Source organism: Halosimplex amylolyticum, assembly GCF_051414035.1.
Classification (GTDB): Archaea; Halobacteriota; Halobacteria; order Halobacteriales; family Haloarculaceae; genus Halosimplex; species Halosimplex amylolyticum.
On sequence record NZ_JBLKNW010000001.1, the window covers coordinates 1,383,351 to 1,400,313 of the forward strand.

Genomic DNA, 16,963 nt, shown 5'->3' on the forward strand with positions numbered 1-16,963 from the left:
GCACGCGGGTTGTCGGGTCCGACTCGAAAAGGTTCCTATCTCCCCTCCGGCGCCCGGATCGTTCGGCCCCTGCCCGGTCACGGGTCCGCCGGCAGACCGACGGTGTCCGGATCAGCCCGGGAGGAACCCGGTCGCTTTCTCCCTGATGCGCGGCGAGAGGCCGGCGAGCAGGACGCCGTATACCGTGGCGCCGCCGGCGATGACGACGAGCGTCCAGGCCAGGGTCGCCGGGAGAGTCCGCTGGAGTCCGAGGACGGCGCCGAGCATGACCACCGCCGCGAGGACCTGGATCCCGAGTTCGACGTACGGGACGTCCGGAGACCCGATGATAGTCGTCAGCGCGTACGCACCGAGGACGAGGCTCGTCAGTGCCGCGAGCGCGGTCGCGAAGGCGGCGCCGTACCAGCCGAACAGCGAGACCAGTACGAGGTTCAGCGAGACGTTCGCGCCGACGTACGCGAGGTTCACGCGGAACGCGACGTCGGGTCGGTCGATAGCGTTGATCGTGTTGAGGAACTGCTCGCCGTAGGCGGCCAGCAGGCGCGACGCGATGAGGATGACGAGGATCGTCCCGCCCCGGGCGTACTCGGGACCGAAGATCGTGAGGAGCTTGCCGCCGACCGCGACCGCTCCGAAGATGCCGGGGATCGCGAAGATGCCCGTGTAGGTGAGCCCCTCGTTGAGGAAGTGATGGACCCGTTCGTAGTCCTCGTCGACGCCGAGTTCGGAGAACTCAGGAAACAGCGTCTGCTTGATCGCGATGCTCACGAGCGCGAGGACGGACGCGACCGTCCAGGCCACCTTGTAGATCCCGATCTCGCTCTTCGAGACGGCAGCAAGGCCGACGATAGAGAGGCTCAGGCCGCGCATCACGAGTACGTCGGTCCAGGCGAACGCCCGCGTCTTGAGCGTGCCGAGCCAGGCGTAGCGCGCGTACTCCAGCAGTCCAGTGAAGTGGCGCGCCCTGGGCCGCGAGGGGTGGCCGTCGAGGAGCGCGAGGCCGACGGCCGCCGCGAGGAACATTGCCGTCGCGTGGCCGAGGACGAGGCCGCCGACCCCGACGCCGAGGAAGAAGAGGGTCCCGATGTGGATGCTCGACCGGATGACCTGTTCGAACGTCTTCAGTCCGCCGGAGGTCCCGACCTGTTTGTAGCCCCGGAGCGAGGAGAGCGCGAGGTCGAACAGCGCCCGTGCGGCGACAAGCGCGGCGAAATAGCGGGCGACCTCCAGACCGACGAGGACGTTGACTTGCCCCCGGAAGGCGAGGATCCCGGCGACCATGACGGCGTGGACGCCGAGGTTGAGCGCGTGGCCGGCAGTCAGGAACGACCCCTGTTCGGTGCCCTCGCTGACGCGTTTCTTGACGGCGTCACCGAGCGCGCTCGCGGGGATGTTCAGCCAGAAGAGGAACGCGACCGCGATCGAGTACTCGCCGAACGCCCCGGGGCCGAGTTCGTTGTTGATGTACCAGGTCGCGATCCCGCCCGCGAGGGTCGTCCCGACCTGCGAGAGGAAGTAGACGATCGTCGTCTTGCCCGGCCGGGTACTCACGGGCGACCACCCCGCGACGAGTGCGGTCCCCGGGCTCGCGGCGAGCGTGACCCTCGTGTCCGCAGTGAGCGACCGGTCGGCAGACGACCCTCGTACGACACGACCGGGCGTTCTCCGGGGGCCTTTGAAACCCTTGTGCTCTGGCGCTCTCCGGCGGGATGTGACCGGTGGCGGGTCAGCCCGGCCGGGACCCGCGGAACGACAAGGTATTTGGGCCGCGTCGTCCTCGCTCGAAGTAGATGACAGTCGTCGTGCTGGGCATCGACGCGCTGGACCCGGAGCTCGTCGATCCGGACGCCCACCCGAACCTCACCCTCGCCGCCCACCGCTCCATCGAGACCATCGAGAGCGTCGCGGGCGAGCCGAGCACCCACGAGCTCTGGCCGACGATAATCACCGGGCTCCGCCCGGAGGAACACGGTCTCACGCTCGACGACGACGGCGTCGCCTGGGGCAACCCGCTCCTCGAACTCGGCAGCACCGTCGCCGACTTCGTCCTGCCCGACGCCCTCCAGACCCGCATCGGCGCCTGGCTGCTGACCAACACCGGAGCCGACGCTTTCCGCACGCCCGCGACGTATTACGAAGAGAACGACATCGAGACGCTGTTCGACGGCCGCGAGGCGACGGCGATCGGCGTGCCAAACTACGTCGTCGACCCCGACAGCGAGGACCGCGAGCACAACCTCCGCCGGTCGCTGGGCGACCTCTTCGAGCGGGACCCCGACGCGACCGGCGGCCACACCTCGGCCGACCCCTACGAGTTCTACGAGCAGTGCCTGGAGATGGCGATGGTCCGCATCGCCCGCGCCCGCCGGGGCCTCCGGGGCGGCCGCCACGAACTCGTCTTCGCCTACACGAGCGGGCTCGACCTGGTCGGCCACGTCACCTACGACCTGCCCGCCCTCCAGCGGTCGGCCTACGACGAACTCGACGAGTTCGTCGGCGAGCTCCGCGACGACCTCGCCGACGGGGACGAACTCCTGCTCGTCAGCGACCACGGCCTGCAGGACGGCGTCCACACCGACGAGGCGATGGTGGCCGGCACCGACGAGGCGATGGTCGAGGCCATCGGCAGCGTCCTCGATGTGCGAGCGGCGATCGAGTCGGAACTGCGCGGCGGCGACCACCGGGGCGACCGCGAGGAGGGGTCGTTCTCGGAGGCCGGTGCCGCGGAGGTCAAGGGACAGCTCGAAGACCTGGGGTACATGTGATGCAACCGAACGTCCTCTTCCTGGTTATCGACGCGCTACGTATCGACCACTGCTCGACCTACGGCTACGAGCGCGAGACGACGCCGACGATGACGAGGCTGGCCGAGGAGGGTGTCCGCTACGACCACGCGTTCGCGCCGTCGATCTGGACGCCGACCGTCCACGGCGCGATATTCACCGGCAAGTACCCCTCCCACACCGGCATCTACGGCAACTCGCTGGGGATCCCCGACGACCTGGAGACGCTGCCCGAGGCGCTCAAGCGCCAGGGATACCGGACCTTCGCCGCCAGCGCCGGGGCGCACATCCGGAAGAGTCGCGGGTACGCCCGCGGGGTCGACGACTACGTCGAGACCCGCCGCATCGGCGCTGATCTCGACTTCGCAGGGAAGGTGCTCGGCGACCGCTCGTTCGCCAAGCAGGTCGGGTTCACGCTCACGCGGGGCCCCGACGACAAGACCCGTTACAAGTACGACCGGCTGGAGCGGTTCGTCGACGACGCCGCGGACGACGGCGACCCCTTCTTCGGATTCATCAACGCCAAGACGGCCCATCAGCCGTTCAACCCGCCCCGGCCGTACAAACGGATGTTCACAGACGGGCTGGAACGGCCCCGCTGGGAAATCATCGAACGCGCGATGGAAGCGCTCGGCAAACAGCCCCAGGACCTCCCCGGCCACGACATCGAGAAGCTCAGGCAGGTGTCCCACAGCGGCGGCGACGGCGTCTTCGCCGGCGAGGTCGAGATGAGCGACGAGGAGTGGGCCGTCATCGAGGCGTGGTACGACGGCGCCGTCCGCTACCTCGACGACCTCATCGGCGAGCTGATGGCGTTCCTGGAGTCGAAGGACGTCTACGAGGACACGATGGTCGTCGTCACCTCGGACCACGGCGACAACTTCGGCGACCACGGCGGGCTCACGAGCCACATCTTCTCGCTGTACGATACGCTCCTGCACGTCCCGCTCGTGATCAAACCGCCGCGGTCCGGATCCGGGTCTGGGTCCGTGGCTGGGGACAGCGTGGCCGGCGACGCCGCGCCCGCCGGGAAGCGTATCGACAACCAGGTGTCGCTGGTCGACCTGCACCCGACGTTCCTCGAAGCGGCCGGGGAGACGCCGCCCGACTACGACCTCACCGAGAGTCTGCTGGACTTCGAGGATCGGCGCTACCACCACTACACGTTCGCCGAGTACGCGGGCTTCGACGGCCCCATCGAGCGGCTCCAGCGCAAGTACCCCGAGTTCGACGCGACCCGCTTCGCCCGTCCGCTGCAGGCGGTCCGCGACGACGAGCACAAGCTCATCGTCACCGGCGCACTGGACGGCGAACACGACCGGGAACTGTACGCCTGGCGCGAGGACCCCGGCGAGGACCGCGACCTCCTCGGCGAGCGGACCGACGTCGCCGACGAGTTGCTGGGCGTCATGCGCGACACGCTCGAACCGCTGGACGACGCCGGCGAGTTCGAGGCGCCCGACGACGAAGAGCTCGAAGAACAGCTCAAAGACCTCGGCTACCTGTGATGTGGCCCGGCGTGACGCGCCTGTCGCTGGTCTGCCTGCGCTTCGACGACTACCACCAGGACGTCGACAACGAGACGTGGGTCGACGTGCTCTCGCGGTACGACGAGCGGGGCCTCCGCGGCGTCGTCGCCGTCTGTCCGAAGTTCGAGGGCGAACGACTGAGCGCCGACGTGGTCGAGTTCCTGCACGATCTGGAGGCGAACGGCTGGGAACTCGCTCAGCACGGCTACGAGCACGAGAACGTCGGCGAAGGCCGGGGCGGCCCGCTCTACGACGACCGCAGCGAGTTCGCCGGACTGGACTACGACGAGCAGAACAGGCGGATCGGCGCGGGTCGGGACATCCTCGAAACGCACGGTATCGAGCCGACGACGTTCATCCCACCGTGGCACGAGTACGACCGGACGACCGCCCGCGCGCTGGCGGCCAACGGCTTCGACTGCATCAACGAGGGCCGGTGGCCGGTCCCGCGCACGGTCGAGGGGATCACCCTCGTCCCGACGCACGTCCCGGCGATCACGCCGTACATGGTCGGCGCCGGCGTCGTGACGATGGTCTCTCATCCGCAACTGGAGGACTACCCGATGAAGAACGCCGACGCCGTGGCGGGGTACGAAGACAGGATTCGGACGCCGTCAGAAGTCGTCGACTGGTGGCGGAATCGCTCGAAGACGGGTCGACTCGTCGACGCGGCCGAGCCGCTCTACTCGCTGTACTCGCACTGAGCGACCGCGGAGAGATCCCGTGCGGTCTCGACGTTCACTCCACGTAGCCGAGGGCTTCGAGCTTCTCCTGGACGCCCTCGGCGGCGCCGTCGTCGGCCATCGGCTGGGCCTGTTCGAAGACGACCCACGGGACTTCGACGAGCGGGCGGACGTGGACGCGGTTGGGGTGACCGTAGAGCTTCCAGTCGCGCCAGCGGCCGAACGTCTCGCCGTGGTCGGCGGTGACGACGACGGTCAGGTCGCGGTCGACCCACTCGCCGATCGTCGGGAGGATCGCCTCCCACGTCGCCTCGACGGAGGCGTGGTAGCCGGCGACGGCCCGCTCCATGTCGACGTGGCCCGAGGCCATCGCGACCTGCGGCGAGAGCTTGTCCTCGTCCTCGCGGCCGGGGTTGCGCCGCCACACGTCCACGTCGGGGAACGCGGGGATCCAGGTGTCGCCGACCGCGGCGACGTAGGGGGCGTGGGGCGGCAGTAGGTGCGCGACGACGGGTCGGTTACCGTCGGCGAGGAAGTCGTCTGCGGCGTCGAGCACCGGTTCGGGCAGGACGTTCCCCAGGCGGTCGTCCCAGTGGTCCTCCCAGACGTGGTCGACTTCGGCGGCGCCGACGTCGAAGTTGGCGTAGTTGACGTTCCCGGTGGCGACGTAGCTGCCTTCGAGGACGCCGGAGCGCCCGCACTCTTCGAGCCAGTGGCCGGTGGCGCTCCCGGGGGAGCGACAGCGCTCGACCGGCCAGTGGGTCACCCGCTGGAGGGCGTCGTATCGACAGGCGTCGAGGACGACGAGCACGTCCCAGTCGGTGTCTTCGAGGCGGTCGTGCTGGTCCGGCCGCTTCGTCACCGAGGTGATGTGCTGGAGCGCCCACTTGCGCGCTCGATAGGCCAGCGGTTCCGCCGTCATGGCTCCGCGTTTTTCCGGCCCGTCGATAAACCGTTCGGTGTGCGGCCGGTAGTGCGGTCGAAGCTCCACGTGGTGGATAGTTCCAGACGGAGATTCCGACCCGACTCAGCGCCGCTCGACGTGTTCCTCGTAGAGCTCGGCGAGCGCTTCGACCGTCCGCTCCGCCTGGTACTCGGGCGCTCGCTCGACGGCGTTGCGGATGTACTTCTCCCGGCTTCGGTGGAACTGCTCGATGCCGCGGCGGACGCCCGACGGCGAGCGGTCGACGTAGACCGCGATGTCCTCGCCGGCGTACTCGTTGATGCCGAGTTTGTCGGTGGCGACGACGGGCGTCCCGCAGGCCAGCGCCTCGACGATGGTGTTCGGGCCGTGTTCGTCGACGGAGGGCATCACGTAGCAGTCGGCCTGCTGGTAGTATTTCGGGAGTTCCGAGCGGGGGACGAACCCCTCGACCTCGACGCGGTTGGCGAGTCCGGCGTTGACGATCCGGTCGCGCTGGGCGTCGCCGGTGCCGACGACGGTCGCGCGGAAGTCGATGTCGTTGGGGATCTGTGAGAGGGCGTCGAGGAAGATGTCGTAGCCCTTGTACGCGGAGAGGTCGCCGAGATAGAGTAGCCGGGTGGGCCGGTCCGGGTCGCGGTCCTCCGGGCGAGCGCGTCGACCGGGCTGGAACGCAGACGAGACGCCGGGCGGGATGGTCTCGACGGTCCGCGCCCCGAGTTTCCGGACGTTGTCGGCGTGGTAGCGGCTGAGCGCGACGACCGTCGGGTCCTTCGCGAGTTTCAGGAGGCCCCGACGGAGGCGATAGCGCAGCCGGTCTTTCCGGCCGGCGGCGCCCTCCTGGGCCCAGCGGTCGCCCTCGCGGCCGGGGAAGTAGCCCTGCACGTCGGGACCGAGAACGGGCGAACGGCCGGACATCGCGAGCGCGACGGGATAGGCGACGGTGTCGAGCGTGAGGACGTGGACGACGTCGGGGTCGGCCCGCCAGAGGTCGCGGACGGCCCGGGGCGCGTTGAGCGCGAACTCGGCCGTGTTGGCCGGCGACCCCCAGAGGTCGGTCGCGTCACCGAGAACGCCGTGGGGCGGCGAGGAGAGCGTCTCGTCGGCGTTGCTCGCCGTCAGCGCGACCACCTCGAAGTCGAAGGGCGGGTCGTCCATGTCCCGGAGCGCGTGCACCCAGTCGTGGAAGCGCCCGAACCGCCCGTCGACCGCGCCGTTGTAGTACGTCGTCAGATACGCGACCTTCACGCGGCGACCTATCCCACCGGGCGTATTAGTAGTTGGCCGCTCGCGGTCGACGCCGTGAACGACTCGGGAAGGCCCGGACTGCCTTGCCTGGACAGTCCTGCCTGTACGGACGTGCTTGGACAGCCCTGCCCGGACGGCCGTGCTCGGACAGCCAGGCCCGGACGGCCGAGGGTAGGCGGCCGTACCCGGACGGCGGCGCTCGCTCAGTCGTCCTCCGGATAGGCTTCGCGGCTCTCGTGCTCCCAGATGAGGTCGAAGTAGCGCTTCAGCCCGGCGACGAAGGCGCCGTTGCCGGTGATGGCTGCCTGGCGCATGTGGTTCGGCACGTCCTCTTCCTCGACGAGCAGGATGGCCGCGCCGGTCTCGTAGTCGAGGCTCGGGTCGGCGACGTTGCCGCGGAACGGGAGTTTGCCCGTCGAGAACCGGATCTCCACGGAGGGGTAGTCGGCGCGGATGCGTTCGACGATACTCCGCTGGATCGCCGGTTCGTCGCGCGGGTCAGTCGAGAGGAACTCGGGGACGAGCATGAGGATCGAGATGTCGACGCCGCGATCCAGCGCGTCCGCGAACGCCGGTTCGACGGAGTCGAAGTATTCGAAACTCTTGGTGACGACGCAGACCCGCTCCTCGGCGTCGTGGTAGAGCTGGCGGGTCTCGCGCTCGCTCGGTTCGCCGACGTCGACGACGTGGAACAGCTCTTCGGTCGGCGTGATGTCCTCGCTGGCTTGCTCGTAGCGGGGTCGGAACTCCGCCAGGAAGTCCTCGCGGAAGTCGTCGACGGTGGCGGCGAACTGCTCGTAGTCCTGGCGGCGGTTCTCGACGGCGCGGTCGAGGATCGCCTCCGGTGGCTTTGGCTGGTACTCCTTCGGGCGACCGGGGATGATCTTGATGAACCCGCGGTCCGAGAGCGATTCGAGGACGCCGTATATCCGGGCCTTCGGGATGTCGGACGCCTCGGCGAGGTTGGGCGCCGTCGTCCGACCGAGGGTCAACAGCTTCCGCAGGGCCGTCGCCTCGTACTCTGTCAACCCCAGGGTGTCGAACCAGCCGGTGTCCTCGCCACTCATGTCTCAGTCCTTGCCCCGCCGGTCCCAAAAGGGCGCCGAAAACTACTTAACCCGGGGAACCATGGTTACTCACGAACTGAGTAACTATGGCCGAGCTAAACCACGCGGACGGCGACCACGTTGACGACGTCCACGCTGACGACGACGCCGACGACGCCGGCGACGATCACTCGGAAACCGACCACCTGGCGAACGTCGAGGACGGCTGCGGGTGCACCGAGATCTGGGAGCACCTCAGCGAGCAGCGTTCGCAGGACTGACCGGTCGCCGCGTTCTCGGCCGTCTCGTTCCAGCCAGTACGACGAGCGCTCGGTCCTGTATTCGGCGGACCGAACGGGGAACCTTTTTCTCTCGGAACGTCGAAGCGGGGACGATGGTCGAGTACGACGACGTCTGCGTGCTGGTGCCCACGCTCAACGAGTCCGAGACGATCGGGCCAGTCGTCGAGTCGTTCAGCGCGGAGGGGTTCGAGAACATCCTCGTGATCGACGGCGGATCCACCGACGGCACCCAGTCGATCGCCGAGGAGAAAGGGGCCCGAGTCGTCCAGCAGCGCGGCTCCGAGGGGAAGGGCGAGGCGCTCCAGGAGGGGTTCGAGATGACGGACGCGCCCGTCGTCCTGATGCTCGACGGGGACCAGACCTACCGAGCGGAAGACGCGAGGGCGATGCTGGAACCCATCTTCGAGGGGCGAGCCGACCACGTCATCGGCGACCGCTTCGCCGACATGGAAGCGGGCGCGATGACGCGACTCAACCAGTTCGGCAACCGGGTCATCAACTGGGCGTTCGAGCTCATCCACGGTCGGGACTACCAGGACATCCTCAGCGGGTACCGCGCCCTCACTCGCGAATCGATCGACCGCATCTCGCTAACGGAGGACCACTTCGGCATCGAGACGGAGATGGCCGTCGAGTGCGTCAAACACAACGTCCGGACGGAGGTCGTCCCGATCCGCTACTGCGCTCGCCCCGACGAGTCGGAGACGAACCTCCGACCGTTCCGCGACGGCGCCGACATCATCCTCACGCTGTACAAGATGGCGAAGACGAACAACCCGCTATTTTACTTCGGGAGCGTCGGCGTCGTCAGCACGCTCGTCGGCGTCGCCCTCGGCGCGTACGTCGCCTACGAGTGGATCACGGTCCCCAAGACGTCTCACGAAGTGCTCGCGTTCCTCGGCGCGTCGGCGATCATCTTCGGCGTGCAACTGCTGATGTTCGGCGTCCTCTCGGACATGATCGTCACGGTCAATCGCGAGCAGACCCGCCAGCTCGAAGACCTCGCCCAGCGGCTCACCGACGACTCCGAGTTCGGGGCCGTCTCGCGGCCGGCGAGCGGCGAGACGGCCGACGGACCGACCGGAGCGATCGAAGAACCGACCGGCGCGACCGACGACTCCCGTCCCGAAGAGCCGTCGCAGCCGGAACAGGGGTAATTCACCCCGCGAACCGGACCTCCGACGGCAGGGACCGGGCCGACTTAGAAGGGAACGAGTCCGCGGAGCTGTTTCAGTAAGCTCGTCGAGGCCGCCTGGCGCTTGCGCTCGAAGACCGGATGTAGCGCGTTGAGCAGGTCGGCTTCGGAGTCGAACGACTCCCGATCCGTCTCGGCGAGCGCCTCGCTGAACGACATCTCGTTCCCGGCCGCGTCGTACGGGACCGCCGTGTCCCCGAACTGCGCTTCGAGTTCGGTCGCCGAGACGGGAAAGTCAAGGTCAGCGTCCGCGACCCGCGCGTCGAGGGCCGCGATCCCGAACTCGACGACGTCCGGTTCCTCGTCCACGTCGTTCGACGGTGGCCGCACTCCCATTGGCGGACCAAACGGTGCCGGACACCGAAAATCCTGTGCCTCTCGGGGCGGTTCAGCGGGGATCAGACACCCGGTCGGACGACCCAGCCACGAGACTGCGGAGGTGCGGGACGGCCGAATCACGGGACGACCGGATCCGACATCGACGGCCGGATCACGGGACGGTCGAATTACGGGACGGTCGAATTACGGGACGGTCGAATTACGGGACAGTCGAATTACGGAATGGCAGCCTCGGCGTCGCCACCAAGGATAACTTACCGGCCTGCTTTGTGGCGCCTATGTTGCAGTCGCTGCCTGCGTCGGTCTCTCGATGGATTCTCGGGCTGGTCCCCTGGCAACCGACCTTCCTCGTCGTCGCGGTCGTCGGGTCGCTCGCCGTCGTCCGATACCTCACGCCGAACGAGCCGCGGTGGGGCGACCGTTTCAGGCGGCGCTGGGTCCTCGGCGTCCCGTGGGGGACGCTGCTGACGGTTCTGGGCGTCTTGCTCGTCTACTGGGTGGTCCAGGGCGGGTGGGCGCACCCGCGGAACCCGATGGTCATCCCGTTCCGATCGTGGTCGTACTTCTACCCGCTCGGGACGCTCGTTGCCGGGTTCGCGCACAACGGCGTCGGACACATCACCGGAAACCTGACGGGGACGCTCCTGTTCGCGCCGATCGTCGAGTACTACGTGGGCCACTACCCCGACGAGCGCGGCTCGGAGTCGTTCGCGACGCCGCTGACCAACCCGTTCGTCCGCTTGCTGGCCGTCCCGGTCGGGTCGTTCTTCGCGGGGATCTTCACCGGGCTCTTCTCGATGGGCCCGGTGATCGGCTTCTCCGGTGTCGTCTACGCGTACGTCGGGTTCGGAATGGTCACGCGGCCGCTGCTCACGGTGTTCGTCCTCGTCGCCGAACGGGTCGTCGACCTGGTGTACGCCGGGCTTCGGAACCCGGTGGTCACTCGCGAGCCGAGGCCGGGGTTCATCTCGCCGTGGTGGGCGGACATCGCGATCCAGGGTCACGCGATCGGCATCCTGCTGGGTGTCGTCGTCGGGATCGCGCTGCTCGCGCGCCGAGACGACTACCCGAACCCGCTGTACCTGTGGTTCGCCGCGCTGGTCCTCGGCATCCGTCAGTCGCTGTGGGCGATATTTACGCCGCTCGGGGCGAACACGTACGTCCTCTTCCGGGCGGTCGGTGTGGGAATCGTCTTCCTGTTCGCCGCGCTGATCGCGACCGGCGTGTCCGCGTCGAACCGATCGCTGGTGCCGCAACTCGGCGATTCCGGTTTCGATCGCCCGACTCGCGGCACGGCTGTCCGCACCCTCGTCGTCGCGCTCGTCCTGCTCAGCGCCATGGCGGTCCCGTTCGGACTGACGACCATCTCCGGCGACCTCCCCGAGGACGCCGAGACCGTCGAGGTCCGGGACTACACCGTCACCTACGTCGAGGGCGTCCCCAACCAGTACGTCTCGCTGGCCAACGAGTACCTGTTCGGCGAGTCCAGGGGGATCCGGTCCAGCGGGATCGTCGTCCTCAGCGAGCGGCGCCGGGTCTGGATCGAAGCCGTCTCGAAGGGCCAGCTCGCCCACAACGGGCGAGCGACGGTCAGGGTGGGCGGCCTCGGCTGGCGGAAAGCGGTGTACGCCCACCGCGAGGGGTGGTCGCTGGTCGGCAACGGGTCGGCCTACGCCGTCGAACTCCGCGAAGAGGGCGAACGCGGCATACTCGCGTACGCGACGGACCGGGTCCGCGCGGAGCCCGTGATCGCGGGACGGAACGTGTCCATCGTCCCGGCGGCCGAGGGGTTCGAAGTCGTCGTTACCGAGAACGGGACGGTGCGCGGCCGGTCGCCCATCCCCGCTCAGTCGAACGCCACGAGGGTCGGCGGGCTGACGATCGATCGGGAGGGCAGAGACCTGTTCGCCGTTCACAACCGCACCCGGGTCCGCGTGGCGAAGAAAGCAATTCCACGCGCACAGCAGGACTGATCGCGTCCCGTCGTCCGGACGGCGCGGAACTGATCGCGGCTCGTCGCACCGACGGCGAAGGGCCCCGACGGGACGTCCGACCGTTTCAGTCGTCGTCCCAGACGATCCGGAAGACTTCCACGTCGATGGTCTGTGAGGCGGCGTCGTGGAACTCGAACTGGTGGGGGAGATCGAGTTCGGCGGCGAAGGCGTGGGTGACCGTGCCGCCGTTGTCGGCCGCGAACGACTCCACGAAGTCCTCGCTGCCGGCGTTGTGGATCGAGTAGGAGACCTCGCTGATCGCCGCGGCGGTGGCGAGGAAGCCGCGGTCGGCGTGTTCGTTGCCGGACTGGGCGCCGAACGGCGGGTTCATCACGACCGTCGTCGGCCCGTCGGGGGCGAGCGGGACCTCCGTCGCGTCGCCGCGGACCCACTCGACGTCCGCGTGAGCGGCGACGCGGCGCTCGTTGGCCCGCGCCGTCGCGAGCGGATCGGGGTCGAGGTCGAGGCCGACGACGGACTTCGGTCCCCGAAGGACCGCGCCGAGCGCCAGCATCCCGGTTCCCGTCCCCAGATCGACGACGATCCTGTCCTCGATATCGCCGTGCAGGTCGGCGGTGTGGATCAGGTGCGCCGCGATGTCGGGCGGCGTCCGATACTGTTCGAGGTCGACCCGCGGGTCCTCGAAGCCCGCGACGACTCCCAGCTGCTGTGCGAGCCGGGTCTTCGTGCTCATCGGTCCCCCCGGCGACTCGACTGTCGGCCCGCGCGTCCCGTGTCGGTCATCGGTAACAATATCTCCCGCGTATGCAAAAACGTTGTCGAATGCCCAGCAGTAATCTCCCGGGTGCGGTCGGACGGCGTCGGAACCCGACTACCAGGTGTCGTGGAAGGTGTCGAACTCCAGGGCCTCCAGCGGTTCCTCGCCGACGGCGATGCGGTACTCCTGGGGCGTGAGCATCGGCTGTTTGAACTGCGGGCCGTCGTCGGTGGTGATCCGCGGACAGCCCGTGTTGACGTAGGCGTCGAGTCCGAAGTTGGTCAGCCGGTCGGGGGTGACCTCGTCCATCGTGAGGAGGTAGGCGTTCTCGTTCTCCTCGACGATCTCCTGGGCCGTCTCCCAGCGGCCCTGGCCGATCTTCGTGCAGAAGATGACGCCCCACTCCTCGGCGTCCATCGCGCGGTGGACGGCGCCGTAGCGCTGCTTCATGAACTTCTCCGTGTCCGCGACCGAGACGGCGTTGTTGACGGGGTCGGCGATGACGACCTTCTTGTCGGGATGCTCCATCGCGAGGCCCAGCGGGTGGAACTTGCCGCCGCCGACGTAGAGCATCTGGTCGGCGTCGACGTCCGCGCTGGCGTAGTTACAGCCCAGGACCTGCCCCTCGTGGGTGAGGCGTTCGTCGCCCTTGCGCGTGTGGACGGTGTAGCCTCGCTCTTCGAGCCACGAGCGCATCTCGTCGAACTTGTTCATGTGCTGGGCGGTCGTGACGAGGCCCACGTCGGGGTCTTCCTCGGCCGGCGCGAGCTGCTCGTCGACCGCGCGCTCCATGATCGGGAAGACGTCGACGTTCGAGAAGAGGGGGACGTAGATGATCTTGTCCGACTCCTTCATCGGACTGTGGCCGAAGTGGACGAACACGTCCGTCCGGCGCATCAGGTAGGTGTCCAGGTCGCAGGCCCCGTAGCAGGGCTGTCCGGATATCATGACGTTCACGCCGTCGGGGAGCTCCGAGCGGAGGTCGTCGGCGACGCGCGGGCCGCGGCGCTTGAGTCCTTCGGGGAACTGCAGGCCGACGGTCTCCGCGTCTCGTTCCTCGACGGCCTCGACGATCCGGTCGAGCTCGTAGTCCCACTCGCGGTCGTGACGGAGCGACATCCCCGTCTTGGTGAGGTCTCCCTCGGTTCGTTCCGGCGATTCCTGGCTCATTGGGCCCTCGTACCCGCTGGCGGGGTAAAACCCCCGCGGTCGAGACTGGGCGCTGTGACGCCGTGACAACATCGACGCTCGGACGGATCTGGAGGAAGGCGAGGACGCGAGTTCGGAGGGCGGACGACTCCGATCAGGGGTCTTCGATGGAGAGCGTGTCGTCGCCGCTTCCCGAGCGGGTCAGCGCGGAGACGATGTGGTCCTGGAATCGGAGAAAGCCGAACACCAGCACGGCGAGCAACCCACCGACCACTAGTTCGGACACCATATCTACGCGTTCGGGGGCCGGCCGGAAAAGCCCTCTGGCACCAGCGAACCGGGCCGGTCTCGACCGCTCGCCGTCGACCGACCTGGGGTCCGAGATCGCTCGACCGCGTCACACTTATTCGCCCGGTCTGGGTAGTGTCAGCCGATGAACGTCCCCATCGCGTCGGCCCTCCGGATGGCGGTCGTCCTCGTCCTCTCGGCGGCGTTTGCGGCCGGCTGTGCGCTCGCGGTCACCAGACTTGCCGTTCGCACGCGCTTCTTCTCGACGCAGGAACGGGTGCCCGACACCTGGCACGGGCGGCCGTTGCACCAGGCCGACCGCGAGGTGTCCGACGGGATCGACCCCGCGCCCCTGGCGTTCGTGACCTTCTGGGTCTCGTTCGCGCTCGCGATGAGTGCGCTGGATCCGCTGCTCGTGGGGTAGCACCGCCGTGGAGCGGTCGCCCGCCGTAGCCGGTGCGGCCGTCGCCGTCGCGCCCGGCCGGCCGGCGAAGCTTTGGCGCTCGGGGACGCAGCACCCAATATGACGGTCCGATCGTGGGCGACGGCGACGGTCGACTTCCTCCTCGCGACGCTGGGGCTCTATCTCGCTCTCGTTCCAGCGTTCACTGTCGTCTACGCGCTGGTCGCCAGGGCGACGCTGTTCGCCGGCCCGCCCCAGACGGCCGCGGCCGTCGTCGCCGTCGGCGGGAGCTACCCGTTCGTCGCCGGCGACTGGTCGTACCGGCGGCTGGCCGTCTTCGTCGTCGCGCTGTACGTCGCCAGCGGCGCCGCGGGACTGGCCGGACTCGCGCTCCTGCGCTCGCTCGACGTCCCGCTTCCCACCACCGTCGCCGCCCGTGCCGGGGCGCTCGCGGTCGCCTATCCGGTCGCCACGGCAGCGGCGTTCCGCGACCGGGTGCGGCGCCGCCTCGGATTCCGACCGCTGGACGCCGACGACCTCACTGACCGGTGAGGGGTCCAGGCGTCGCCGAGCCTGCGGAAGCGCCCGGAGTCGGCACCTTGAAAACTGCGAAGAACGAAAGAGGAGTAGAATGAGCATCGAGACCGACGCCGCGCGATCGGACGCGGGCGAGGACGTCGACGCGCTGGCCCGCGAACTCGGCGAACGGATCGCGGACATGCCCCTCTACGAGCGATACCAGGAGGCCAAAGAGAAAGTCGAGGCCGACGAGGACCTCCAGGAGGAGATCCGCGAGTTCGAGCAGATCCGCGAGGAGTTCATGCTCGCGCGCCAGACGGGCGAGGCCACCCGCGAGGACCTCCGCACCCTCCAGGACGCCCAGGAGGAACTCCACGAGCGACCGAAGATGTCCGAGTACCTCGAGGTCCAGAGCGAACTGGAACTGCGCCTGCAGGAGCTCAACGAGATCATCTCCGATCCCCTGTCCGTGGATTTCGGCGGCAAAGCCGGCGGCTGCTGCGAGGACTGACACCGGCGGCGATCGTACGGCGAGCGAAGCGAGCCGTTTCTCCGAGCGCGAACGGTGCGAGGCGCGACTGCAAGGAGCGCCTCGACGTGAACGGGGAACGAAGTGACCCGTGAACGAGGTGAGCGCGCGGCTTTTTGGTCCAGATTTTTCGACGGGGTCGAGGAGCGAGCCCTCGGCTCGCGACGAGGCTCCGTCGAAAAAGGTGGGTCCTCGAATACCTCGAGGTCCAGAGCGAACTGGAACTGCGCCTGCAGGAGCTCAACGAGATCATCTCCGATCCCCTGTCCGTGGACTTCGGCGGCAAAGCCGGCGGCTGCTGCGAGGACTGACACCGGCGGCGATTTTTCGGTTCTCGGCGTGCGGAGACGCTGTCTTCGTGCCCGATGACCCGTTCGTAAAGGCTTAACCCCGGCCGTTCGCAGGATGTCGTATGACAACGGATCCCGACTGGGGACAGACGTCGGACAGCGACTGGGGCGATTGGCTGCCGCGCGCGGTGGAGGAGGCGTCGCCGGACACCGTCGCCATCTGGTATCTCGGCTGTAACGGGTTCGTCCTCAAGGCGAGCGACGACACGACGGTGCTCGTCGACCCGTACGTCGGTATCGGGAAGCCACCGCGGACGATCCGGATGATCCCGGTCCCGTTCGACCCGGAGGACGTCGCGGAGGCGGACGCTATCTTCGGGACGCACGAGCACGTCGACCACGTCCACGGTCCGAGTCAGGGGCCGATCCTCGCGAACACGGGCGCGGAGTACTACACGACCGACTCCGGCCACGACGTGATCGCCGACGAGGACTGGACCGGCAACTGGGACGTGAGCGACGACCAACTGAACGAGATTGCGGAGGGCGATACGGTCGAGGTCGGCGAGTTCACCGTCCACGTCGAGCCGGCGAACGACCCCGACGCCGAACACCCCGTGTCGCTGGTGTTCGAACACGAGGCGGGCACGTTCTTCCACGGCGGCGACGCGCGCCCCGGCGAGTTCGAACAGGTCGGCGCGGATTACGACATCGACGTGGGCGCGCTGGCGTTCGGCGCCATCGGCAACATCCCGGACAAGGAGACGGGCGAGCCCGTGCGGACGCAGTGGTACAACAACGAGAACATGATCGTCGAGGCGGCCAACCACCTGCGACTGGACACGCTGGTCCCGACTCACTGGGACATGTGGAAGGGGATGACCACCGAGCCGACCGTCCTGCACAACCACGCTGCGAGCTTCGAGTACCCCGGAACGCTCGAGATCGTCGAGATCGGCGACCGGTTCGACCTCTAACCCCCGGACCGGCGCTCTCGGACAGCCCCTGTCGTTCGATCTGTTATCG

18 protein-coding genes and 1 pseudogene are annotated in these 16,963 nt (G+C 68.2%); 11 read left to right on the plus strand and 8 right to left on the minus strand.

Annotated elements, in window-relative coordinates:
• Positions 1–111: 111 nt before the first annotated feature.
• Positions 112–1,551 (minus strand): lipopolysaccharide biosynthesis protein, encoded by a 1,440-nt coding sequence (locus tag ACMGFE_RS06555; RefSeq protein WP_436924271.1) that lies wholly within the window; start codon positions 1,549–1,551, stop codon positions 112–114.
• A 239-nt stretch (positions 1,552–1,790) separates the two neighbouring features.
• Between ACMGFE_RS06555 and ACMGFE_RS06560 the strand changes: the two genes are divergently transcribed.
• Genes ACMGFE_RS06560 through ACMGFE_RS06570 form a run of 3 tightly spaced genes read left to right on the plus strand, consistent with a single transcriptional unit; the run spans position 1,791 to position 5,016 of the window.
• Positions 1,791–2,765 carry an alkaline phosphatase family protein gene (locus tag ACMGFE_RS06560; protein ID WP_436924272.1) on the plus strand — a complete coding sequence of 325 codons (975 nt, stop codon included), beginning with the start codon at positions 1,791–1,793 and terminating at the stop codon, positions 2,763–2,765.
• A complete protein-coding gene (locus ACMGFE_RS06565; RefSeq protein ID WP_436924273.1) occupies positions 2,765–4,291 on the plus strand; it encodes a sulfatase in 1,527 nt (508 codons plus the stop codon). The genes ACMGFE_RS06560 and ACMGFE_RS06565 overlap by 1 nt, the downstream gene beginning before the upstream one ends.
• Entirely contained in the window at positions 4,291–5,016 is a 726-nt protein-coding gene (locus ACMGFE_RS06570; RefSeq protein ID WP_436924274.1) for a DUF2334 domain-containing protein, read from the plus strand. Before ACMGFE_RS06565 ends, ACMGFE_RS06570 begins: the two co-directional genes overlap by 1 nt.
• Positions 5,017–5,050: 34 nt before the next feature.
• Here the strand turns inward: ACMGFE_RS06570 and ACMGFE_RS06575 are convergent, their stop codons facing one another.
• The 3 genes from ACMGFE_RS06575 to ACMGFE_RS06585 form a co-directional block, all read right to left on the minus strand.
• On the minus strand, positions 5,051–5,917 hold the full coding sequence (locus ACMGFE_RS06575) for a hypothetical protein (RefSeq protein ID WP_436924275.1): 867 nt from the start codon (positions 5,915–5,917) through the stop codon (positions 5,051–5,053).
• Between the two features lie 105 nt (positions 5,918–6,022).
• Positions 6,023–7,165, minus strand: a complete 1,143-nt coding sequence (locus ACMGFE_RS06580) for a glycosyltransferase family 4 protein (RefSeq protein ID WP_436924276.1) — start codon at positions 7,163–7,165, stop codon at positions 6,023–6,025.
• A gap of 203 nt (positions 7,166–7,368) precedes the next feature.
• On the minus strand, positions 7,369–8,232 hold the full coding sequence (locus ACMGFE_RS06585) for a TrmB family transcriptional regulator (protein WP_436924277.1): 864 nt from the start codon (positions 8,230–8,232) through the stop codon (positions 7,369–7,371).
• A gap of 86 nt (positions 8,233–8,318) precedes the next feature.
• Here ACMGFE_RS06585 and ACMGFE_RS06590 point away from each other — a divergent pair, with 86 nt between their 5' ends.
• Together ACMGFE_RS06590 and aglJ are read left to right on the plus strand one after the other, a co-directional pair.
• Entirely contained in the window at positions 8,319–8,492 is a 174-nt protein-coding gene (locus ACMGFE_RS06590; protein WP_436924278.1) for a DUF8595 family protein, read from the plus strand.
• 113 nt (positions 8,493–8,605) lie between these two features.
• A complete protein-coding gene (gene aglJ, locus ACMGFE_RS06595; RefSeq protein ID WP_436924279.1) occupies positions 8,606–9,670 on the plus strand; it encodes an S-layer glycoprotein N-glycosyltransferase AglJ in 1,065 nt (354 codons plus the stop codon).
• Positions 9,671–9,714: 44 nt separating this feature from the next.
• On the opposite strand, the gene ACMGFE_RS06600 is transcribed toward aglJ, so the two are convergent.
• Complete coding sequence (locus tag ACMGFE_RS06600; RefSeq protein ID WP_436924280.1) at positions 9,715–10,044, minus strand: DUF5789 family protein; 330 nt, start codon at positions 10,042–10,044, stop codon at positions 9,715–9,717.
• 281 nt (positions 10,045–10,325) lie between these two features.
• Here ACMGFE_RS06600 and ACMGFE_RS06605 point away from each other — a divergent pair, with 281 nt between their 5' ends.
• On the plus strand, positions 10,326–12,020 hold the full coding sequence (locus tag ACMGFE_RS06605) for a rhomboid family intramembrane serine protease (protein WP_436924281.1): 1,695 nt from the start codon (positions 10,326–10,328) through the stop codon (positions 12,018–12,020).
• An 85-nt stretch (positions 12,021–12,105) separates the two neighbouring features.
• Here the strand turns inward: ACMGFE_RS06605 and ACMGFE_RS06610 are convergent, their stop codons facing one another.
• The 3 genes from ACMGFE_RS06610 to ACMGFE_RS06620 all read right to left on the minus strand — a co-directional run bounded on the left by ACMGFE_RS06610 (position 12,106) and on the right by ACMGFE_RS06620 (position 14,197).
• Positions 12,106–12,735 (minus strand): METTL5 family protein, encoded by a 630-nt coding sequence (locus ACMGFE_RS06610; protein ID WP_436924282.1) that lies wholly within the window; start codon positions 12,733–12,735, stop codon positions 12,106–12,108.
• Positions 12,736–12,873: 138 nt separating this feature from the next.
• On the minus strand, positions 12,874–13,929 hold the full coding sequence (gene dph2 / locus ACMGFE_RS06615) for a diphthamide biosynthesis enzyme Dph2 (protein WP_436924283.1): 1,056 nt from the start codon (positions 13,927–13,929) through the stop codon (positions 12,874–12,876).
• Between the two features lie 133 nt (positions 13,930–14,062).
• Entirely contained in the window at positions 14,063–14,197 is a 135-nt protein-coding gene (locus ACMGFE_RS06620) for a hypothetical protein (protein WP_274322857.1), read from the minus strand.
• Positions 14,198–14,341: 144 nt separating this feature from the next.
• Here ACMGFE_RS06620 and ACMGFE_RS06625 point away from each other — a divergent pair, with 144 nt between their 5' ends.
• From ACMGFE_RS06625 to ACMGFE_RS06645, 5 genes and pseudogenes are all read left to right on the plus strand, one after another.
• Positions 14,342–14,620, plus strand: coding sequence for a hypothetical protein (locus tag ACMGFE_RS06625; RefSeq protein WP_436924284.1), 279 nt, complete (start codon positions 14,342–14,344; stop codon positions 14,618–14,620).
• Between the two features lie 99 nt (positions 14,621–14,719).
• On the plus strand, positions 14,720–15,151 hold the full coding sequence (locus ACMGFE_RS06630) for a hypothetical protein (protein WP_436924285.1): 432 nt from the start codon (positions 14,720–14,722) through the stop codon (positions 15,149–15,151).
• 79 nt (positions 15,152–15,230) lie between these two features.
• Positions 15,231–15,629 carry a YlbF/YmcA family competence regulator gene (locus ACMGFE_RS06635; RefSeq protein ID WP_436924286.1) on the plus strand — a complete coding sequence of 133 codons (399 nt, stop codon included), beginning with the start codon at positions 15,231–15,233 and terminating at the stop codon, positions 15,627–15,629.
• A gap of 212 nt (positions 15,630–15,841) precedes the next feature.
• Positions 15,842–15,958 (plus strand): annotated as a pseudogene (locus ACMGFE_RS06640) (YlbF/YmcA family competence regulator); the annotation flags it as partial.
• Between the two features lie 101 nt (positions 15,959–16,059).
• Positions 16,060–16,914 (plus strand): MBL fold metallo-hydrolase, encoded by an 855-nt coding sequence (locus ACMGFE_RS06645; protein ID WP_436924287.1) that lies wholly within the window; start codon positions 16,060–16,062, stop codon positions 16,912–16,914.
• The last annotated feature ends 49 nt before the right edge of the window (positions 16,915–16,963 follow it).